Below are 22222 nucleotides of genomic sequence, written 5' to 3'. Positions count from 1 at the left end.
AAAAACTTAAGCTTGGTTACGCGGGCTTTTCAATAACACTAGATACAAAATAGGCAAATGTATGAGTGATGTTAATAAAATTGAGAGTGGTGAAAAACGCTCCCTGGAGTGGAAGTCGTTCCTCTTCATTGCAGTTGTTCTCTTCCCAATTCTGAGTGTGGCCTTTGTTGGCGGCTACGGGTTCATCGTTTGGATGTTGCAAGTCTTCTTCTTTGGGCCTCCAGGCGCGCACGGCATGTAAGCCAGTGAGCTCATAACCACACTTTTGAAAAGATTTTAAGAGAGCAAATAATGAAATCATTAATCATTAAACTGTGGCGTACCATGACGCGCCCAGCTGTACATATCAGCCTAGGTGTGCTGACTATGGGCGGCTTTATTGCTGGTGTTATCTTTTGGGGTGGCTTTAACACCGCTCTAGAAGCAACCAACACAGAAGAATTCTGTATTAGCTGTCACACAATGCGTGACAACGTGTACGTTGAGCTGCAAGAAACGGTGCACTGGAAAAACCACTCTGGTGTTCGTGCTACCTGTCCTGATTGTCACGTTCCACATAACTGGACAGATAAGATCGCTCGTAAGATGCAAGCTTCTAAAGAAGTATTTGCACAAGTATTTGGCAACTACGACGAACCGGGTGTGTTCGAAGAGCGTCGTATCGAACTTGCTAAACACGAATGGGATCGTTTCTCGGCAAACAAATCTCTGGAGTGTAAAAACTGTCACAACTATGAATCGATGGATTTCGAGCAAATGTCTCCTACGGCTCGTATCCAAATGAAGCAAGCCGCTGAGAAAGATCAAAGCTGTGTTGACTGTCACAAGGGTATTGCGCACAACCTACCAGCAGGCATGGACAGCATTGGCGGTATCGTGGGTGATCTAGAGGGTATGACTTCTAACACGGATTACGGCGTTGGTCAGCAACTCGTGAGCGTTCGTCACCTACCAATTTACTTTGATGCGCAAGGCAGTAAAGAAGCTGGTCTTCTTAATCCTGCATCGACCGTTAAAGTTCTTGAAGACAAAGGCGAGTTTGTTGAGATCGAAATTGACGGTTGGCGCAAAGCAAAAGGTTTTGGTCGTGTAATTCAAGAAGACTTCGGTAAGAACATTGCGACTGCGTCTCTGATGAAAGAAGCAGCAACAGACAGCAACATTGTGACGACTGGTGAGAAAAAAGTGGATGAGCTAACAGGCCTTCCTTGGGAAAAAGTAGCGGCGAAAGTATGGATTAAGAAAGAGTCTATGCTGAACGACATCAATCCTGTTTGGGAAAAATCTCGTGAAGCCTACAAGACCAATTGTTCTGTATGTCACACTCAACCTGCGGAAGCGCACTTCGACGCGAACACCTGGCCAGGTATGTTCGACGGTATGTTGGCGTTCGTTAACCTAGATACAGACAGTGAAGCACTGATCTTGAAGTATCTACAGAAACACTCTTCAGATTATGCTGAAGGTCACCACTAATAAGCGTCGGATTGGAGTAATTTTAAATGGCTATTACACGAAGAAGTTTTCTTAAAGGTGTAGCAACCACAAGTGCAGCGTCAGTAATTGGTCCTAGCTTATTGGCGTCCGCCTCTGCAAATGCCGTTGAGACGACAGGTACTTGGAAAGTAACCGGTTCTCACTGGGGCGCGTTCCGCGCCCACATCTACGCGGGTAAAGTTCAAGAGATCAAGCCGCTAGAGCTAGACAAAAACCCAACAGAAATGTTGAACGGTATCAAGGGCATTATTTACAGCCCTTCACGTGTGCGTTACCCAATGGTTCGTCTAGATTGGTTGAAGAAACATAAATACAGCGCAGATACGCGCGGTAACAACCGTTTCATTCGAGTAACTTGGGATGAAGCGCTAGACTTGTTCTACCGCGAACTAGAACGTATTCAAAAAGACTACGGTCCATGGGCGCTACACGCAGGTCAAACGGGTTGGAACCAAACAGGTTCATTCAACAACTGTACCGCGCACATGCAACGTGCAGTAGGTATGCACGGCAACTTCATCACGAAAGTAGGTGACTACTCGACGGGTGCAGGTCAAACCATTATGCCTTACGTACTTGGTTCAACCGAAGTTTACGCACAAGGTACGTCTTGGTCTGAGATCCTAGAAAACTCTGACAACATCGTTCTTTGGGCTAACGACCCAGTGAAAAACCTTCAAGTAGGTTGGAACTGTGAAACGCATGAGTCGTTTAAGTACCTTGCACAACTAAAAGAAAAAGTGGCGAAAGGTGAGATCAACGTTCTATCTGTAGACCCAGTGAAGAACAAAACTCAGCGCTACTTAGAGAACGATCACTTGTACATCAACCCGCTGACAGACGTAGCGTTCATGCTCGCTGTGGCACACGTGTTGTACAACGAAAACCTGTACGATAAGAAGTTCATTGATACTTACTGTCTCGGCTTTGAAGAGTTCATTCAATACGTTCAAGGTAAGACAAAAGACAAAGTAGAGAAGACGCCTGAATGGGCAGCAGCGATTTGTGGCGTGAAAGCGGACAAGATCCGTGAATTCGCACGCATGCTAGTCAGCGGTCGTACACAGATCCTGATGGGTTGGTGTATCCAGCGTCAAGAGCACGGTGAGCAGCCATACTGGGCAGCGGCTGTGGTTGCTGCAATGGTTGGTCAAATCGGTCTACCTGGCGGTGGTATCTCTTACGGTCACCATTACTCAAGTATCGGTGTGCCTTCTACTGGTTTCGCGGGCCCTGGTGGTTTCCCTCGTAACCTTGACCAAGGTATGAAACCGAAGTGGGACAACAACGACTTTAACGGTTACAGTCGTACTATCCCTGTTGCACGTTGGATCGACTGTCTGCTAGAGCCTGGCAAAGAGATCAACTACAACGGCGGTAAAGTGAAACTGCCAGACTTCAAGATGATGGTTATCTCGGGTTGTAACCCATGGCACCACCATCAAGATCGTAACCGCATGAAGAAAGCGTTCCGCAAGCTTCAAACGGTTGTAACGATCGAGTTTGCTTGGACTGCGACATGTCGTTTCTCAGATATCGTTCTACCGGCGTGTACGCAATGGGAACGTAACGACATCGACGTATACGGTTCATACTCGAACAAAGGTCTGATTGCGATGCATCGCCTAGTTGATCCATTGTTCCAATCTAAGCCTGACTTCCAAATCATGAGTGAACTAACTCAGCGTTTTGGTCGCCGCGAAGAATACACTCGTGGTATGAGCGAGATGGAATGGATCGAAAGCCTTTACAACGATTGTAAAAAAGCGAACGAAGGTAAGTTTGAAATGCCAGAATTCAACGAGTTCTGGGAGAAGAGCGTACTAGACTTCGGTGAAGGTAAACCTTGGGTTCGTCATGCGGACTTCCGTAAAGACCCTGAGCTGAATCCACTAGGTACGCCGTCTGGCTTCATCGAGATCACGTCTCGTAAGATCGGCCGTTACGGTTACGAACACTGTCAAGAGCACCCAATGTGGTTCGAAAAATCAGAGCGTTCACACGGTGGTCCTGGTTCAGATAAATACCCATTCTGGTTGCAGTCTTGCCACCCTGATAAGCGTCTGCACTCTCAGATGTGTGAGTCTGAAGAGTTCCGCGCGACTTACGCGGTACAAGGTCGTGAGCCGGTTTACATCAACCCAGCAGATGCCAAAGCAAAAGGTATCAAAGATGGTGATTTGGTACGTGTATTCAACGGTCGTGGTCAGCTGTTAGCTGGTGCTGTTTTGACTGACAGCTACCCACGTGGCGTTATTCGTATCGAAGAAGGTGCATGGTACGGTCCTCTAAACGAGAAAGAAGGCGCAATCTGTACCTACGGTGATCCTAACACCCTAACGCAAGACATCGGTTCTTCTGAGCTTGCACAGGCGACTTCTGCGAACACATGTATCGTAGACTTCGAGAAGTTCACAGGTAAAGTGCCGCCAGTCACTTCATTTGGTGGTCCGATCGAAGTTGCTTAATTAGTGCAGTTTGCATAAATCCAAATACCAGCCTCAGGGCTGGTATTTTTTTATCAAAATTTCAGTGAGCGTTGTCTCAATAGTAACTTCATAACGTTAAACGAGACTGGTATTCGTGATGATGGTAACGAATTGGGTGAGACAAGCAGGAGATAATGCGCCAAGCTAAACAATAATAATTAAGTGAGTAGACTCTTTATGGCTCAGAGCATTCAATTAGCAAATCACACTGAGATCACTGTGAATAACAATGACTTCCAAGTTGAAGTCGAGGGTAATCAATTACATTTTTCTTTTGCTGGTCTTCACAATAAAACCTTTACGGACCGTGAAGTGTTATTCGAAATGCCGTTTTTGTACGAGCACGAGGCCGACGTAATTGGGGATGGTTTTCAAATGTTGGCGCAAACGGCGGGAACGATCAATCACCCCGTTGATATTGGTCGCTGCCCAGACAGTAATCCTTCTTATCGAATCTACCCTAAAGATGCACCTAAGCGTTATTACAACTATTTAGTGGTGGAAGGTTCAGCGGGCTACACATTATTTGGCTTCACATCATGTCATCGCTTTGCAGGCTATTTTGATGTTGTGCTGCGTGATGGGCATTGGGTTTTATCAGCCGCAATTGATGGTGAGTTGACTCAAGTGGCGGATTGGGAAAGTAATCAACTTGAATCCGTGGCGGTACTCTGTGGTCAATCGCTGTCCGAGCTTTATCAAACCTATGGCGAGATGATTGCAAAGCATCATCCTGTTCGCCAAGGTGTGACACAAGATGCGCCTGTTGGTTGGTGTTCGTGGTACGCGTACTACGCAGACGTGACAGAGCAAAACATCATGCAGAACGTTGATTGCATGCAAGATAAGCTCGAAGACCTGGAGTGGGTACTTCTGGATGATGGCTATCAAGCCTTTATGGGCGATTGGTTAACCCCATCAGATAAGTTTTCTGGTGGCGTAAAAGAGCTCATTCATAGTATCCGTGCAAAAGGCAAAAAGCCGGCGATTTGGATGGCGCCCTTTATTGCTCAGCCTGAGTCGGAGATCTTCAAACAGCATCCAGATTGGTTTGTTCGCCACAAGGATGGTGGCTTACTTAAAGCAGAAGATGTCACATACGGTGGTTGGCGATGCACGCCTTGGTACATACTCGATACCTCAAACCCAGAAGTACAAGACCATCTGACGAATGTAGTCTCTGTCATGAGACAAGAGTGGGGCGTTGAGTTGTTCAAGCTAGACGCGAACTATTGGGGCACCTTAAAAGGTGTTCGTAAACAATCTGGTATTACAGGCGTTGAGGCGTATCGCTTAGGAATGGAAGCGATTGCCAAAGGCGCTGGTGATGCGTGGCTTTTAGGTTGCAACGCGCCAATGTGGCCATCTCTGGGGCTTGTGGATGCAATGCGTGTTTCTGACGATGTAGAGCGTCATAGTCGTCGATTCGAGCAGATAGCCAAAGAAACCTTTTACCGTAGTTGGCAGCATCGAAAATTGTGGCAAATTGACCCGGATTGCGCCACGTTCACTTCATTAGCTAATCAATCTGCATCCAGAGAAGAGTATGAATTTCATCGCACGGTGTTATTAGCGAGTGGTGGTTTGCTGCTGTCTGGTGACCCGCTCCCTGAGATTACGCCGTTTGCTAAGAAGACACTGTCTAAGCTCATGTTACGTCAACAACGTAACCAACAATCTGCAAAGTTTACCGCTTTGAGTTTAAATCACGCGTTTTTAAAACTAACGACGAAGAATGACCTCCATTGTTTGTTTAATTATGCGAGTTACGGAGCGATGGAATTTACGCTGACGTCTGATCAACCGGTGGACTGGTATGATTACTGGACAGGGGAAAAGCTAAACCAAGAACCTTGCCAGTTGTTAATGGTGAGCGTTGATAAAGGGCTCAATGCGAAAGCGATCGTTACAGCATAACGTGAAGTAAATCGCCCAATACCAAGATCAAGAAAGGAGCCTATTGCGGCTCCTTTCTCGTTTTGATGCTCTGGGCGTTAGAACTCGAATAAAAAGTAATACCCGTATCCAACAATAAACGCAGGAATGGACGAGTAAATAGTCGCGACCAAAGCAGCTTTCGGTGCCATTGCAATGGCGGGGAATAGGGCGTCACCATCGTTAGAAATCGCATTGGCCAGTTGCGCAGAAAGTGGCGCTGCACCAGAGATGTACAGGCTAGTGACTAAAATTTGCGGACCACAACCAGGTAGCATACCAATGGCTAAGCCAGCTAATGGCATCCATATCCCCCAATGAGAAAAGGTTTCTACAAGGTCGAGTCCAGAAAAATAGGTCGTCAGTTCAAACGCCAGAAACGCCACGATCACCCAAGCACTGACGAAGTTTGTGTCTTGAGCCGCTTTTTGAATTGGGTGCGAGTCCACAATTTTTTCATCTTCAGAGACTGTTGACTGATAATCGCCGAGCTCTTTTGTCATCGCCCACAACGACATTGTGATCACTGCAAAGATAGCGCCCAGCCATTCAATGGTGTTGGCTTTCAAAGATAGCAACTGATTAATATCGATTTGGAAAGACATTAACACAGCAACGACACTAGCAGGCACAATAAGCCATTTCCAAAATGCGCCTTGTAGATTGATTGCACGTTGTTCAAGGGGTGTATGTCGGTCTGTCTGGTGTTGGCAACAAGCATGTGTCTGAGGTGCTTCTTTTGGTTCTGGTCGCAGAAAGTTATCAGCATGAAAAGCATTAACGACTAACCCTGAAAGAGTACCCACGATAATGCCTAATCCAACCACGCCTAATCCAACACTTGGTTTGGCGGCCAGAAGTAAAAAGGCAGCGTCACCCATTGTTGAAGTAAGTACCGCGACAATCGCACCAAATCCCACTCGGCCACTAATAAATTGCGTTGTCACAACAATAGCGCCACCACAGCCAGGCAAAGCACCCAATAAAGAAGCAAAGAAAACCTGATGATTACGCGAGCGATGGTAGAGCTCGGTAATTCGATTGGTTTTCGACATAAAGTTTGAAAGATAATGATAAATAGCCAATGTGGCAGCAACATAGCATGACACTGCCCAGAATGAGTCGGATAGCGTCTGTACGGCAACGTCACGTGTATTTTCATTGCCTAGCAAAATGAGCATGACGATAGGGATCAGCAATCGCTTATAAGCTAAACGAAACTGAGTAGGCTGAAACAACTGTTGTGCAGAGTGTAAAAATTGGGTCGCGTTCATCGTTTACTCAAATGCAAATAGGAATAATTATCATTATATGTAAATGAGATTTATTCGCAATAGCATTGTGAACTTTTCTTCGTGTCAAACTCTCTGAAATCAGGTAAAGTATCGGCCTTTGTGAGCAAACACGCCCTAATTAACTGTATTAGGCGGCGTATAAAATTGACTTGAATAGGAAGAAACATGATTCTAGTTGTAGGTCATAAGAACCCAGACAGTGACAGTATTTGTAGTGCACTCGTTGCAACTGAACTTCTAAAAGCGCGTGGCGTTGAAGCTATGCCAATTCGCCAAGGCGAAATCAACCGTGAAACTCAGCACATCCTAGAAGTTGCTGGCGCTGAAGTTCCTGAGCTTCGCACATCAGTTGCGGGTGAGACCGTTTGGCTAGTAGATTACTCAGATCTAGCACAAGCACCAGACGATATCGCAGAAGCTGAAATTGCGGGTATTGTTGACCACCACCGCCTAGGTGACGTGATGACAGTAAACCCAATGGAAGCATGGATCTGGCCTGTTGGTTGTACCAACACTGTTCTATTCAACATGTTCAAGATTGAAGGTCACGCGATTACTCCACAAATCGCTAAGCTAATGATGTCAGCAATTCTATCTGACACAGTAGGCTTCGCTTCTCCAACTTGTACACAAAAAGACAAAGATGCCGTTGCTGAGCTAGCGGCAATCGCAGACGTACAAGATGTTGACGCATTCACTAAAGATCTTCTAATTGCTAAGACAAACATCGAAGGTCTATCTGCGGCTGAGCTTGTTGAGAAAGACCTTAAAGGTTACCCATTCAACGGTCGTGACGTAGTGGTTGGTCAGGTTGAACTTGCAACTCTTGAGCAAGTTGACGGTATGATCGAAGCACTAGAAGCAGACCTAGAATCTCGTTGTGAGAAAGATAACCTAGCGTTCGCTGCTGTAATGCTAACAGACATCACGACTGCTCAAACTCGTCTTCTATACAAAGGTGAGTGGGCTGAGAAGCTTGTTAAGCACGAAAAAGACGGCATGCTAATGATGGAAAACACGCTAAGCCGTAAGAAGCAAGGTTGGCCTTGGCTTCAAACTGAGCTAGCTTAATTTTCTAGCATATACTTTAAATGCCCGCCTAGCTGCGGGCATTTTTCTATGGGAAATAGGAGACGAATATGTCTGAGCAACTGACCCAAGAGCAGATGGATACCATTAATCGCTACAATGAAGAGCAACGTTTAAAGTACTGCGTAAAAGAGATTGTGGCGAATCGTAAGATTTGGATTCTGAAAGACGAACATGGCTGTGTCATGTTAAATACAGAAGATGATGATTGTGTACCAGTATGGCCAAACGAAGAGTTTGCTTTGCAATGGGCGAATGGTGATTGGGAAGATTGCGAGCCTGAGGCGATCTCTTTAAACAAGTGGCACAGCCGTTGGACCTCTGGTCTAGAGGATGACGAGCTATCGATTGTTGTATTCCCAAATCAAAATGAAGAAGGGGTCGTATTGTTTCCTGACGAGTTTGATTTTGAACTGCGCAAACAAGCGAGCCGCCGTTAGTTCTTTGATTAGTACCCATGCAATAAAGAAGCCTGCGTTAAAGCAGGCTTCTTTACATTTGCACGATTACATCTTTGATAAGCTATTTTGTTTGATGGCTTGGCGCTTTATAAAAGTGGCTTTCGACTAGTCGTTGAGTAATAGGATGCTCGGGATGAGTCAGTACTTGGTTGGTCTCGCCAAACTCGACCACTTCACCTTCATGCATCACCATCACTTTATCAGTAATATGCTTAACAATGCCAATATGCTGAGACACGTACACAAATGACAATCCCATCTCTTCTTGCAACTCGAGGAATAAGTTAATGATCTGCGAGCGCATTGCCATATCCAAACCGTTTAACGCCTCATCAGCGACAATGATGGAAGGTTGAAGAATAAGTGCACGAGCCAAACACACGCGCTGTTTTTGACCGGCAGCTAGCATTTGTGGATAAAAATAGGCGTGCTCAGGCAGCAATCCTACGCGGAGTAGGGTGTTCTTTACACGCTGCATGCGCGCATCTGGCGGCATGTTGGTATTTCGCTTTAGCGGACCTTCTAAAATACGACCAATCTGGATTCGTGGGTTTAACGATGTGTTTGGATCTTGGAAAATCATGCGGATGAGCTTGCAGCGTGTCGCGTAATCTTTGTGCTCCAATCGTTCGCCATTCACACGGATCTCTCCGGAGCTTGGTTCAACAACGCCAGCAAGCATACGAGCTAGTGTGGATTTTCCTGACCCGTTTTGACCAATAAAACCAATAGTTTGTCCTGGCTCTAAAGTAAAGCTTACCGGTTTAACTGCCTCATTAACCTGACGTTTGAACAGACGGGAGCGCGTAACAAATTGCTTCGATAAATTATCGACTTCAAGTAACGCACTCATGACTTTTTCTCCGTGTTCAATGGAAAGTGGCAGTTAAATTTATGATTCTTAATTCGTCTGGTGTGTGGAATTTCTACACATTGTTTCTGCGCATATGGGCAACGTGGTCCGAGGCGACAACCGATAGGCAGATGCTGCAATGGCGGAATCGAGCCCGGTAGGGATTGGAGTTTTTGCTTGTGTGGTACCCAATCATTAAAGTCAGGCATCGCTTTAAGCAAGGCATCGGTGTACGGGTGCTTGGGTGCCGCAATGATTTTACTGGTATCGGCAGACTCCACCGACTGACCACAATACATTACCGTAATACGCCCTGCCCACTGTGTTATGGTCGCTAAGTCGTGGCCGATAAGCAGAATGGTTGTGTTATTAAGTTGGTTCATGCGGCTCAACAGACGCAAAATTTGCGATTGGGTAATCGGGTCTAAGTCGTTGGTTGGTTCATCTGCGATCAGCAATTTAGGTTTGGTCGCAATCGCCATGGCAATCATGACCTTTTGACACTCACCATCAGTCAGTTCATAAGGGTAGCTACCCATTAAACGCTTGTGATCTTTAATACCCACTTTATGCAAAAGCGCGATGGCTTGTTTTTTACGCCATTTAAATCGCTCCCACCATTTCCCTTCAAATGCGCGAGATGGAATGGATTCAATCAATTGACGCCCGACTTCCTCTGAAGGGTCAAGACAAGTTGAAGGCTCTTGGAAAATCATCGCAATATCACGAGCAATGACGCGCCGACGCTCTTTTGGCGTAAGCTGAAGCAAGTCAATATTGCCAAGGCGCATACGGTCAGCGGTGATGCGCCAGTTATCTTTACTCACACCGACAATCGCTTTTGCAACTAAGCTTTTTCCAGAGCCAGACTCACCTACAAGACCACGAATTTCGCCTTCGTTCAAAGTTAGGCTCATTCGGTCAACGGCTTTGACCAACCCTTGAGGTGTTTCGATCTCAATGGTCAAATGTCGAATATCTAACAACGGCATTATTCGATCCCCGCATTAAGCGCTTGACGTACACCTTCACCTACTAAGTTTAGGGTAATAACAGTAAACATGATGGTCAGGCCGGGTAGGGTCACTGTCCAAGGTGCAATATAAATAAGCTCGACAGAGTCACCTAATATTGCTCCCCACTCGGTGCTTGGGGCCTGTGCACCTAGGCCAAGAAAACCCAGTGCCGTAATATCTAAAATCGCAGCAGAGAGCGCGAGTGTGATTTCAGCGGCAATGACCGTCAGAATGTTAGGAAGAATTGAACTCCACAGTAAGTAGAAATCATTAGCGCCATCAAGGCGTGCTGCCATTATGTAGTCTTTTTCAACTTCGGTGTGGACTGCGATATAAACAGAGCGAATAAAACGCGGAATCAAAGCCAAGCAGATTGCGAGTAAAATATTGAACCCACCAAAGCCTAGAAATGCCACAAAAATGATTGCTAATAAGAGCGACGGGATCGACATGACGGTATCGAGCAAGTGGTTGAGAGTACTCGACAGTAAGCCTTTCGTCATACCTGCCAATACGCCAATTAAACAGCCTACAACGGCAGCAATTGCGGTGATGGCGACAGCAGCGCCAAATGTCAGCTGAGAGCCCATAATCAGGCGCGAAAGAATATCTCTACCTAAGTCATCGGTCCCCAAAAAGTAATCAACCGTTCCTGCTGGAGCCCATGATGGCGGCACAAGCAACTCACCTGACTGTGCTTGGGCGTCAAATGGTGCAAGTAGGGGGGCAAAAATGGTAATAAGGACGATAAACACCAAGCACCACAAGCCAAACATGGCTAGTCCGTTGGCGCGGTAGCTTCGCCAAAAACGCTCAAACTGTGTTGGAATGCGCTCTTCCTGATAAACGTTATTTGTTAGCATACCATTCCTTTCGAACTAAAGGGTTAATCATCGCGCCAATCAAATCCGAGAGTATGTTAGCGGTAAGAACCAAAGTCGCAAGTACCATCACGCCAGCTTGGATAGATGCATAGTCTTGGCTTGCTAGCGCATCTAAAAGCCAACGACCAATACCTGGCCAGTTAAAAATAGACTCCGTGATGATAGCTAAGGTAATCATACTCGAGAGTTGAACACCAACTTTGGGAATGATAGGCGGTATCGCATTCCGCAATACATGTTGAGTTACGATTTCGCGGTTAGAAAGACCTTTGATTCTCGCTGCACGGATGTAGTTTTGGCTCATCACTTCCGCTACCGAGGAGCGCATTAGTCCGACAACCTGGGTGGTTGGAGCCAAAGCGAGCACCAAGCATGGAAGCACCATATGCTCAATAACGCTTTGCAGTGCGTGAGCGCGGTATTCGCCTTTCGCCATGAATGCGTCGATAATGGCAAACCCGGTTACATGATCAATTTCGTAAAGTAAATCATACCGTCCCGCAACGGGAAAGAGTTGGTATTCCAATGAAAAGACCATGATAAGTAGCAGAGCTACCCAAAAGATTGGGGCGGAATAACCAGACATTGACATGAATGAAATGCTGGTATCGAGCCATTTACCTTGCTTCATCCCAGCCACGGTTCCAAGAGGAATGCCGATCAAAAGGGACACCAAAAAGGCAAAAAAGCACAGTTCCAAAGTGGCTGGGAATACAACGGCGAGCTCGTCGTAAATCGCATTGCCGTTTTTACTTATGCCAAAATCGAGTTGAGAAAGGTTGATTAAGTAAGTTTGCCAGCCAGACCAAAAATCAACGTTTGCCCAGTGCGAGAGAGGGTCAAGGCGAAGCAGAGAAAAACCTACTAATGTAAGGATCATCAAAGTGATGATAAATAGGTTAAAGCGTCGAACGGTATACCAAAACATCAGTGAATTCTCTCAACTCTATCAAACGGTTGGGCATTGAAAGGGCTTGATTTGAAGCCTGTCAGCGATTTGTCGTGCACACGGAACTGCACGCCATGCGCCAGAGGAATAACCGGGAACTCTTGATTCAAAATGTTCTGTGCTTGGCGATATAGGTTCAAACGGTAACGCGGTTCTTGAGTTTCTAACGCCAAATCGAGCAAGAAATCGAAGTCATCGTTACACCACATGGACACGTTAAGGCCAACGCGGTCAGACTCGCAAGATAATAAAGGGCGGAAAAAGTTGTCAGGATCCCCGGTATCACCAATCCAACCTGTTAAAAGTAAATCGATATCGTTGATGTTCTCCAAATCCATACGTTCAAACCTATCATCGGTCAGTAGCGTTAATTTAACCCCAATATCGGCAAAATTCGCTTGGATTAACTCCGCAGTCTTACGAGGGCTTGGGTTAAAAGCACGTGGTTCAAGTGGTACCCACATGGTCAATTCTAGGCCGTTTTCGTAGCCTGCATCTCGAAGTAGTGCCAATGCATAATTCCGGTCATAACGAATTTTTACGCTATCTTTTTGATAAGCCCATGAATTAGGTGGTAGCAAGGTATAAGCTTGGGAGCCAGTTCCGTAGTAAACCGAATCTAAAATATTTTGACGGTTGATCGCTAAGTTAAGTGCTTGGCGAACTCGAGCATCACTCAGCGCGGTGGTTTCTGTGTTTATCGCAATAAAGGAAACGTTGTTAGCTGGTGTAGCCGTCAGCTCAAGGTTGTCATTTTCTTGAATGACAGGTATTTGGCTCGAAATAGGTGAAGAGAGTACGTCACACTCGTTTCTTAAAAGTTTAGCTAATGTACCCGTGCCTCTGTGAGAGATATCGAACACCACTTGTTCCATTTTTGCTGGTGACTTCCAGTAATTAGAATGACGCTCTAATCGAATCAAGTCGTTCACTTGGTATTCTTTTAATTGATAAGGGCCGGTACCGATAGGAAGTTGGTCGATTTCTTCTTTATGATCTTTTGCAGCCAATTGCTGTCCATACTCCGAAGACAAGATAACCGCATGGCTGGTGGCAATATTGGCCAAGAAAGAAAAGTTTGGCTGAGATAACGTAAACCTTACCGTATGCTCATCTATTGCAACCACGTCTTGGAGTAGGTTTTGAAAATCTAACCCTGCAAACCATGGATAAAAACCACCACCTACTTGGTGAAAAGGATGGTCTACATCGATGATTCGCTTGAAGCTAAATACCACATCTTTTGCATTCAATGGGCGAGTGGGTGTGAACCAAGGTGTGGTTTGGAATTTAACACCACGTTTAAGCTTAAACGTGTATTCCGTCCCTGATTCATTTACTGACCAACTCTCGGCGATGCTTGCCACGGGCTGATGTGATTTAGGATCGAGCGTGAGCAGCGTATCGTACAGCTGCGGGCTCAGAGCCTCTGCGGTAATACCGCTATCAATAAGCTGAGGGTTAAACGTGGTCGGCTTACCTTGTCCGCAAAACACAAAGCCAGCTTTGCGAATATCATTGTGGTCAATTTCATCGCCACAAGCGGTCAGTAGGCTAATCCCAATAAGGCTCAGCGATAATCTTATAAAAGCATTCATAATATGAAATGTTCATTGGATCTTGCTCGTTTCGTTTGATCTTACTCTTTCAAAGCTAACAAGCGAAAATGATCTCGCTAATTTATCACCTTTGTGAACTCGCTCCAAACATAAAATCCATACACTGTAAGGTGTTATGCCATAAATGCATGCGAATTAGAGCGCAGTCACGAGCTCGTGTATTGATTGAGTACTCTCGGTCAAGTTAGCTTTGTCCGACCAAACCATATTTTCTAACCATCCCTCGTAATTGGTGATAGCTCAAGCCAAGTAGCTCGGCTGCTTGTCGTTGATTAAACTTGGCTTCTTCCAATGCACGATTGAGTAAATGGATATCTTGTTCCTCTTGCCATTGTTTATAGTCTAGAGGGAATTGGATGGTGTTGCTTGATGCTTCCTCTTCTTGTTGATCTGCTTGTTTTGCACTATGGCCAAGCGCGCTGTGCCAAACCGTTTCAAAAGGATTGAAAACCAGTTCATCAATTGGGTGAGCATTCAGACCATGTTGGTAAATCGCACGTTCAATCACGTTTTTTAGTTCGCGGACGTTACCGGGCCATTCATATTCAATAAGCGACTGCTGCGCTTTTGGGGTAAAACCGACAAAGTATTCCAGTTGCAGTTCACGACACATTTTCATCGCGTAGTGCTCTGCTAAAGAGAGAATGTCTTCTTTGCGCTCGCGAAGAGGCGGTAACATAATGACATCGAAGGCTAGCCTGTCGAGCAGATCCGCACGAAAATCACCTTGCTCTGCCAATTTTGGTAGGTCGGCATTGGTTGCACAAACAAGTCGAACATCCGCATTGAGAGCGGTATGACCGCCAACTCGCTCATATTCACCATATTCAATGACACGTAATAGCTTTTCTTGAACCAAAAGTGGTGCGGTTGCCAGTTCGTCAAGAAACAAAGTACCGCCCTCGGCACGCTCGAAACGCCCTTTATGCTTACCTTTAGAGCCCGTGAAGGAGCCGGATTCATGTCCAAACAATTCGGAATCTATTAGCCCTTCGCTTAATGTCGCACAGTTGAGTGATAGTAGTGGTTTATCCCAACGTCTTGATAAATAATGCAAACGTTGAGCGATAAGTTCTTTACCCGTACCTCGTTCACCAATGATGAGGACAGGGCGCTCAATGGGTGCAAGTTGTGATACTTTATCTAGTACAGCGAGAAAAGCAGGTGATTCACCAATCAGGTTTTGCTTCATAAAGTCCTTCTTATTTAACAGCCGAGCCATGATGCAGGGATAGAGTTGGTAAATTTCACCAACAGTTGGTGAAAAACATCATAGCACAATAGTGTGTAACGACAACAAAATGAATAACACTCTGATTTAAAAGAAAATTATAAGTTGGCACGTTACTTGTTATGTATTCAGGGAGACACAAGGTTAATCACCACCTTGTCGAGTTTTAATAGGAAAAAAGAGGAGTTCCGTTATGGGTATTTTTTCTCGATTTGCAGATATCGTTAACTCAAACATCAGTGCATTACTGGACAAGGCGGAAGATCCTGAAAAAATGATCCGTCTTATCATTCAAGAAATGGAAGACACACTTGTTGAAGTGCGTACTAACTCGGCTAAAGCGATTGCAGACAAGAAAGAGTTGGCTCGTAAGGTAGAAACGTTAGAAGAGCAAATTGGCGAATGGGGCCAAAAAGCGAGCTTAGCATTAGTTAAAGAGCGTGAAGATCTAGCTCGTGCAGCGTTAATTGAAAAGCAAAAGCTAGAGCAAGTGATTAAAGGCCTCCACACTGAGCAAACCTTAGTGGAAGAAACGATCGATAAGCTTACTGGCGAGATTGGTAAGTTGGAAAGCAAAATTGCTGAAACGCGCGCAAAACAGCAAGCACTAGCAATTCGTAACCAAACTGCATCTAACCGTCGTGATGTGCAAAAACACCTGCACACTAGCCGTACTAATGAAGCGATGGCGAAATTTGAGCAGTACTCACGTAAAGTGGATGAAATGGAAGCGGAAGCAGACTTGTATGCTCAAACTGGTAATGCTAAATCGCTAGAACAAGAGTTTGCAGAGTTGCAGGCACAAGACGAAATTGAAAAAGAGTTGGCAAAACTGAAAGAACAGATGTCATCGAAAGATAAATAAGAAAGGAGCCATTTATGTCGGCATTTTTTATAGCAGGACCAGTGATTGTCTTTTTAATCTTTGTCGCTCCACTATGGCTCTTCTTACACTATCGCAGCAAACGCAAAACAGATAGTGCACTGTCGAGCCAAGATTTAGAGCGCCTTCAGGTACTATCTGAAAAAGCGGAAGCGATGCAGTCCCGAGTTGATACATTGGAGCGCATCTTGGATGCTGAGTCACCAACATGGAGACGAAAGTATGAATAATCGAGAACTGTATCGTGACCCAGTAAATGGCAAAATCTCCGGTGTTTGCGCCGGAATTGCCAACTACTTTGGTGCAGAAGTTTGGTTGATTCGTATTGTAGTGATTTCTGCAGCGCTGTTAGGTGGTACGTTTTTGGTATTGTTAGCGTACATCGCGATGGCGTTTATGTTAGAAAAGCAACCAGTAACGTATTCTGAAAATATCAGAGCGCAGCAAGAGCATACGCTCAAAAGTAAGCCTTGGCAGAAAGGGCAAAGCCCTGATCAACTGCTCAGTGTGTTGGAAAGGGATTTTGACCGTCTTGATGTCAAAATTCGTAACATGGAAGCTTATGTTACGTCTGATACATATAGGGTGAACAGAGAATTCAGTAAGCTCTAGGCATTTTGTATCCAAAGAAGATTTAACTGAAGCAGGCATAAAGCCTGCTTTTTTATCACAAATTACTAATTTTAAAGCACTATTAATCTTTTCTGCTCTGGAAGTTCGTTCAAAATTCATCTACTTTAAAAATAATCCCCCAATTTTTATGGATGAATGTAATGAGAAGATTGCTCATTCCTATTGCCATCTCGGCTGTCTTGTCGGGGTGCGGTAAAGAACTTCCTCCTGTTCCTGAACCTGAATCGCGCCCTGCGAAGCTATTTACAGTATCTGTTGGCAATGCCCAGTTTGAGCGACATTTCCCTGCCACGACGGAAGCTGGCGATAGAGCAGTACTGACATTTCGAGTTCCTGGGCTTCTTCAAACGATAGAAGTGAATGAAGGTCAAGTCGTCAGTAAAGGTGATGTTTTGGCGTCATTAAACCCAGATGAATATTCTCTGCTCGAACAGCAAGCTCGGGCAAATTTTTTGCTCGCAGATGTGCAATACAAGCGATACCAAAAGCTACGTAAAGACCAAGTAGTATCTGAGCAAGATTTTGATGAGGCAAAAGCGAATCACAACTCGGCAAAAGCTCAATGGAATCAAGCAAAGGCAAACTTAAGGTATACCAAACTTGTCGCGCCATATGATGGCACCATTTCGTACATTCCAGCAGAAAACCATGAATATGTTGCCGCGAAAGAAGGGGTGATGAATATTCAGTCCAACCAACTCCTCAAAGTGATATTCCAAATCCCAGACTATCTTCTAAATCGTTACACGCAGGGGAGCGATGTCTCTGCCAGAATGATATTTGATGCGTTCCCCGAGCGAGCCTTTGACTTAACCTTTCAGGAAATCGATACAGAAGCCGATCCTAAAACGGGCAGTTACAAAGTCACGATGGTCATGGAGCGACCAGCAGAAATAGGCCTTTTGCCGGGAATGTCTGGCAATGCTTACCTCCTGTCCAAAAGTGCAGGAGCGACAAAGATTCCTAACTCCGCGTTGCTAGAAGAAAACGGCAAAACATACGTTTGGCGTGTCGATGAGCAAGGCATTGTATCCAAAGCCGCAATTGAGATGAATGACAAAAATCAAGTGTTAGCCGGGCTTAACGATGGCGACCAAATCATTATCTCGGGTGTCAGTGTAATTGACCCCGGAATTAAGGTAAGAGCGTGGATTAAGGAAAGAGGGTTGTAATATGAAAGGAATCATCTCTCTAGCGACTTTACTTTCAACGCTTTTTCTCGTCGGCTGTGGGGATAAGGCGCCAGAAAAAGAGCTCGAAACGCCACGAGTTAGGGTTACGTCATTAGCGGGAAACAAGGTGGACGACAACTTGTACTTCCCTGCGGTTGCGAATGCAGCGGATCGCTCTCATTTGAGCTTCAGAGTGGCAGGAGAAGTCAGCCGCATCATGGTAAAAGAGGGCGACAAAGTCACGAAGGGTGATGTTATTGCAACGCTAGATCCCACTGACTATGAGTTGGATGTAGATAATGCGAGTGCGCGTTTTTCTGTTGTCGACAGTCAGTATCGCCGCTCACGCCCTTTGGTTGATAAAGGCCTATTAGCTAAGTCTCAGTTTGATGAAATTGCAGCACAACGACAAATCGCCTTAGCTGAGCTTCAGTTAGCCAAACTTCGTCTATCATTTACTGCCTTAAAAGCGCCCGTGGATGGGATTATTTCGCGAGTTAATATCGACCAATTCGAAAATGTTCAAGTCGGACAGCATATCGTTAATATTCACAGCTTGGAGCGAGTCGAAGTGTTGATTCAGCTTCCAGACCGCCTCTATGTGAACCAACCGCCAACGGAAGAAAGACTCACCGCGATCAAAGCATTGGTGCGCGTGCCCAGCGGTAACGAATATAACGCGACGGTAAAAGAATTTACAACCGAACCCGACCCAACAACAGGTACGTTTACTGTCACACTGTCGCTTCCTATGCCGGAAGAAGAGTACATCCTAGATGGGATGGCTGTTGAAGTAACGTCTAAAGACGAGAATGTTGGGCTTGATCTCAACCTAGGAATTAATGTCCCTATCGAAGCCATTTTCAATGCGGACGGTGACGAGCTGGGGCGCGAAAACAAATTTGTTTGGGTACTGAATGATGACAATACGGTATCGCGCAAACAGGTGCGAGCAGGTAAGGCATCTAAAACGTCCATTCAAATCCTTGATGGTCTCATGCTCAAAGACAAAGTTGTGATTGCCGGTGTTTCTCGATTAAGGGATGGCATGAAAGTGGAAGTGATACAGGAAATGGCTACGCAGGAGGCCGGTCTATGAGCGATCTTAATAAATCAGCGCCTCAAAGTGATGATGATGTGACCGGTATTGCTGCGTACTTCATCCGAAATCGCGTCATCAGTTGGATGGTTGCACTGATATTTTTGATTGGTGGTATCGCCGCATTCTTTGGTTTAGGGCGTCTTGAGGACCCTGCTTTTACTATTAAAGATGCGATGGTAGTGACCTCTTACCCTGGTGCGACACCGCAACAAGTCGAAGAAGAAGTGACGTACCCAATCGAAAAAGCGATTCAGCAGCTTACTTATGTTGATGAAGTAAATTCGATTTCTAGCCGAGGCTTATCTCAAATCACGGTCACGATGAAGAACAATTATGGCCCTGATGATCTACCACAAATTTGGGATGAGTTGCGCCGTAAAGTGAACGACCTTAAAGGGACGTTGCCTCCAGGTGTGAATGAACCTCAAGTGATCGATGATTTTGGTGATGTTTACGGGATTTTGTTAGCGGTGACTGGCGACGGTTATAGCTATAAAGAGCTACTGGATTACGTCGATTACTTACGCCGAGAGCTCGAACTGGTTGATGGCGTGAGTAAAGTTTCGGTATCTGGGCAACAGCAAGAGCAAGTGTTCATCGAAGTATCGATGAAAAAATTGAGCAGTATAGGTCTTGCTCCGGATACCGTGTTTAATCTTCTTTCGACGCAAAACGTAGTTTCTGACGCAGGAGCGATCAGAATTGGTGATGAGTACATCAGAATTCAGCCGACTGGCGAGTTCCAGAGTGTGGATGAGCTAGGCGATTTGTTGATTACTGAGTCGGGTGCTCAGGGGCTCATCTTCTTGAAAGATGTGGCGGAAATAAAACGTGGTTACGTAGAAGTCCCGAATAATATTATTAATTTTAACGGCAGCCTCGCACTAAACGTGGGTGTTTCTTTTGCTGAAGGCGTCAACGTCGTTGAAGTCGGAAAAGCGTTTGATCATCGCCTTGCAGAGCTAAAGTACCAACAACCTGTTGGTATCGAAATCTCGGAAATTTACAGTCAGCCTAAAGAGGTGGATAAATCGGTTAGCGGTTTTGTTGTGAGCTTGGCTCAAGCTGTCGGTATCGTCATTATCGTACTTCTGTTCTTTATGGGGCTACGTTCTGGGCTACTTATCGGTTTAATCTTGCTGCTGACGGTGCTGGGTACGTTCATTTTCATGAAGTATCTCGCGATAGATTTACAGCGGATTTCATTAGGTGCCTTGGTTATCGCATTGGGTATGCTGGTGGACAATGCCATCGTTGTGGTTGAGGGGATTTTGATTGGTACTCAAAAAGGGCGAACTCGACTCCAAGCAGCGACCGACATTGTTACCCAAACAAAGTGGCCATTACTTGGGGCAACTGTGATTGCGGTAACTGCATTTGCGCCAATTGGACTGTCTGAAGACTCGACGGGCGAATACTGTGGCACTTTATTTACGGTTCTGCTGATCTCTTTAATGTTGAGCTGGTTTACCGCTATCTCGTTGACACCATTCTTTGCTGACATCTTCTTTAAAGGCCAGAAGGTTAAACAAGGTGAAGGGGAAGAAAATGATCCATATAACGGGGTTATTTTCGTTATTTATAAAAAGTTTCTTCAGTTTTGTATGCGTCGTGCTTGGTTTACCGTTGTGGTGCTGATTGCGGGATTAGCGGCAAGTGTTTACGGGTTCACCTTTGTGAAGCAAGCGTTTTTCCCATCTTCGACAACGCCGATTTTTCAGTTAGATGTATGGATGCCAGAAGGAACTGATATTCGAGCAACCAACACAACGCTTAAAGAGTTAGAAAGTTGGTTAGCTAAGCAAGAGCATGTTGACCATATCACGACGACCGCGGGTAAAGGCTTACAGCGCTTCATGTTAACGTACGCGCCAGAGAAAAGTTATGCGGCTTATGGTGAGATAACCACTCGTATGGAAAACTACGAAGCGTTAAAACCATTAATGGCGAAGTTTCGAGAGTATTTAAAAGCCAACTACCCAGAAATCAATTACAAGCTCAAACAGATTGAGTTAGGCCCTGGTGGTGGTGCAAAAATTGAAGCGCGCATTATTGGTTCAGATCCAACCGTCCTTCGTACGATAGCCGCTCAGGTCAAGGACATCATGTACGCCGACCCTCAGGCAACAAATATCAGGCATGATTGGCGTGAACGAACCCAAGTTCTTGAACCTCAGTTTAACGAGAGTCAGGCACGTCGCTATGGCATTACCAAATCGGACGTCGATGATTTCTTGTCCATGTCATTCTCTGGAATGACGATAGGCTTATACCGAGACGGCACGACGCTCATGCCTATCGTGGCTCGTTTACCAGAAGATGAGCGCATTGATATTCGTAACATCGAAGGCATGAAAATATGGAGTCCAGCACAGAGTGAGTTTATCCCACTTCAACAAGTCACAATGGGTTATGACATGCGTTGGGAGGACCCTATTATTGTGCGTAAGAACCGTAAGCGTATGCTCACTGTGATGGCAGACCCTGATATTCTAGGTGAAGAAACCGCATCGACGTTGCAAAAACGTTTACAGCCCCAAATCGAAGCGATTCAATTACCACCAGGTTATTCCTTAGAGTGGGGTGGTGAATACGAATCTTCAGGTGATGCTCAAGAGTCACTGTTTACTACTATGCCAATGGGGTACTTGTTCATGTTCTTGATCACTGTATTCCTATTTAACTCTATCAAAGAGCCACTCATTGTTTGGCTTACCGTGCCGCTGGCGTTAATTGGTGTCACTACCGGTTTGTTGGCACTCAACACGCCGTTTGGTTTTATGGCATTGCTCGGTTTCTTAAGCTTATCGGGAATGGTGCTCAAAAATGGCATCGTATTACTGGACCAAATTGAAATTGAAATGAAGTCCGGTAAAGAGGCTTATGACGCGGTCGTTGATGCTGCGGTAAGTCGCGTCCGTCCCGTTTGTATGGCTGCTATCACGACGATCCTTGGTATGATCCCACTGTTGCCAGATATTTTCTTCAAACCAATGGCGGTTACGATTATGTTTGGTTTGGGTTTTGCGACAGTCCTGACACTGATTGTCGTGCCAGTGTTGTATCGTTTGTTCCATAAAGTGGCAGTACCGAAACAGGCTTAGTGCTACTGAT

General features: G+C 45.5%; 19 protein-coding genes. 12 read left to right on the top strand and 7 right to left on the bottom strand.

Features of this window, described 5'->3' with window-relative positions:
* The first annotated feature begins 61 nt into the window (after positions 1-61).
* The 4 genes from torE to R7E29_RS02255 all read left to right on the top strand — a co-directional run bounded on the left by torE (position 62) and on the right by R7E29_RS02255 (position 5903).
* Complete coding sequence (gene torE / locus R7E29_RS02270) at positions 62-241, top strand: trimethylamine N-oxide reductase system protein TorE (protein ID WP_005378141.1); 180 nt, start codon at positions 62-64, stop codon at positions 239-241.
* A 50-nt stretch (positions 242-291) separates the two neighbouring features.
* Positions 292-1476, top strand: a complete 1185-nt coding sequence (gene torC, locus R7E29_RS02265; RefSeq protein WP_005378139.1) for a pentaheme c-type cytochrome TorC — start codon at positions 292-294, stop codon at positions 1474-1476.
* A gap of 26 nt (positions 1477-1502) precedes the next feature.
* Positions 1503-3965 (top strand): trimethylamine-N-oxide reductase TorA, encoded by a 2463-nt coding sequence (gene torA / locus R7E29_RS02260; RefSeq protein WP_005378138.1) that lies wholly within the window; start codon positions 1503-1505, stop codon positions 3963-3965.
* A 198-nt stretch (positions 3966-4163) separates the two neighbouring features.
* Positions 4164-5903: a glycoside hydrolase family 36 protein gene (locus R7E29_RS02255; protein WP_054576408.1), complete on the top strand. Its 1740-nt coding sequence runs from the start codon at positions 4164-4166 to the stop codon at positions 5901-5903.
* A gap of 77 nt (positions 5904-5980) precedes the next feature.
* Here the strand turns inward: R7E29_RS02255 and R7E29_RS02250 are convergent, their stop codons facing one another.
* The gene (locus R7E29_RS02250) at positions 5981-7195 is read right to left on the bottom strand and encodes a putative manganese transporter (protein ID WP_054700662.1); all 1215 of its coding nucleotides are present in this window, start codon (positions 7193-7195) and stop codon (positions 5981-5983) included.
* A gap of 186 nt (positions 7196-7381) precedes the next feature.
* Between R7E29_RS02250 and R7E29_RS02245 the strand changes: the two genes are divergently transcribed.
* Together R7E29_RS02245 and R7E29_RS02240 are read left to right on the top strand one after the other, a co-directional pair.
* Positions 7382-8287 carry a manganese-dependent inorganic pyrophosphatase gene (locus R7E29_RS02245; RefSeq protein ID WP_017634678.1) on the top strand — a complete coding sequence of 302 codons (906 nt, stop codon included), beginning with the start codon at positions 7382-7384 and terminating at the stop codon, positions 8285-8287.
* Positions 8288-8355: 68 nt separating this feature from the next.
* A complete protein-coding gene (locus R7E29_RS02240; protein WP_054576411.1) occupies positions 8356-8745 on the top strand; it encodes a DUF2750 domain-containing protein in 390 nt (129 codons plus the stop codon).
* Between the two features lie 82 nt (positions 8746-8827).
* Here the strand turns inward: R7E29_RS02240 and R7E29_RS02235 are convergent, their stop codons facing one another.
* From R7E29_RS02235 to pspF, 6 genes are all read right to left on the bottom strand, one after another.
* On the bottom strand, positions 8828-9619 hold the full coding sequence (locus tag R7E29_RS02235) for an ATP-binding cassette domain-containing protein (protein WP_005393308.1): 792 nt from the start codon (positions 9617-9619) through the stop codon (positions 8828-8830).
* Positions 9616-10611 (bottom strand): oligopeptide/dipeptide ABC transporter ATP-binding protein, encoded by a 996-nt coding sequence (locus R7E29_RS02230; RefSeq protein ID WP_005378126.1) that lies wholly within the window; start codon positions 10609-10611, stop codon positions 9616-9618. Before R7E29_RS02230 ends, R7E29_RS02235 begins: the two co-directional genes overlap by 4 nt.
* Positions 10611-11498, bottom strand: a complete 888-nt coding sequence (locus R7E29_RS02225; RefSeq protein WP_005378123.1) for an ABC transporter permease subunit — start codon at positions 11496-11498, stop codon at positions 10611-10613. The genes R7E29_RS02230 and R7E29_RS02225 overlap by 1 nt, the downstream gene beginning before the upstream one ends.
* A complete protein-coding gene (locus R7E29_RS02220; protein WP_005378122.1) occupies positions 11485-12447 on the bottom strand; it encodes an ABC transporter permease in 963 nt (320 codons plus the stop codon). The genes R7E29_RS02225 and R7E29_RS02220 overlap by 14 nt, the downstream gene beginning before the upstream one ends.
* Positions 12447-14066, bottom strand: coding sequence for an ABC transporter substrate-binding protein SapA (gene sapA, locus R7E29_RS02215; RefSeq protein WP_054576412.1), 1620 nt, complete (start codon positions 14064-14066; stop codon positions 12447-12449). The genes R7E29_RS02220 and sapA overlap by 1 nt, the downstream gene beginning before the upstream one ends.
* A gap of 205 nt (positions 14067-14271) precedes the next feature.
* A complete protein-coding gene (gene pspF, locus R7E29_RS02210; protein WP_054576413.1) occupies positions 14272-15279 on the bottom strand; it encodes a phage shock protein operon transcriptional activator in 1008 nt (335 codons plus the stop codon).
* A gap of 232 nt (positions 15280-15511) precedes the next feature.
* On the opposite strand from pspF, the gene pspA reads away from it, so the two are divergent.
* The 6 genes from pspA to vmeI all read left to right on the top strand — a co-directional run bounded on the left by pspA (position 15512) and on the right by vmeI (position 22212).
* A complete protein-coding gene (pspA, locus tag R7E29_RS02205; RefSeq protein WP_005378119.1) occupies positions 15512-16183 on the top strand; it encodes a phage shock protein PspA in 672 nt (223 codons plus the stop codon).
* A gap of 14 nt (positions 16184-16197) precedes the next feature.
* Positions 16198-16431, top strand: a complete 234-nt coding sequence (gene pspB, locus R7E29_RS02200; protein WP_005378117.1) for an envelope stress response membrane protein PspB — start codon at positions 16198-16200, stop codon at positions 16429-16431.
* Positions 16424-16813, top strand: coding sequence for an envelope stress response membrane protein PspC (gene pspC, locus R7E29_RS02195; protein WP_017820868.1), 390 nt, complete (start codon positions 16424-16426; stop codon positions 16811-16813). Before pspB ends, pspC begins: the two co-directional genes overlap by 8 nt.
* A gap of 161 nt (positions 16814-16974) precedes the next feature.
* The gene (locus R7E29_RS02190; RefSeq protein ID WP_054576414.1) at positions 16975-18006 is read left to right on the top strand and encodes an efflux RND transporter periplasmic adaptor subunit; all 1032 of its coding nucleotides are present in this window, start codon (positions 16975-16977) and stop codon (positions 18004-18006) included.
* A gap of 1 nt (position 18007) precedes the next feature.
* Entirely contained in the window at positions 18008-19105 is a 1098-nt protein-coding gene (locus R7E29_RS02185; RefSeq protein ID WP_005378112.1) for an efflux RND transporter periplasmic adaptor subunit, read from the top strand.
* Complete coding sequence (vmeI, locus tag R7E29_RS02180; protein WP_054576415.1) at positions 19102-22212, top strand: efflux RND transporter permease subunit VmeI; 3111 nt, start codon at positions 19102-19104, stop codon at positions 22210-22212. Before R7E29_RS02185 ends, vmeI begins: the two co-directional genes overlap by 4 nt.
* Positions 22213-22222: the final 10 nt, after the last annotated feature.

Source organism: Vibrio sp. Vb1729 (genome assembly GCF_033338655.1).
Taxonomy (GTDB): domain Bacteria; phylum Pseudomonadota; class Gammaproteobacteria; order Enterobacterales; family Vibrionaceae; genus Vibrio; species Vibrio alginolyticus.
The sequence above is the reverse complement of the archived record's forward strand: the minus strand, read 5'-3'. Positions and strand labels throughout refer to the sequence as shown.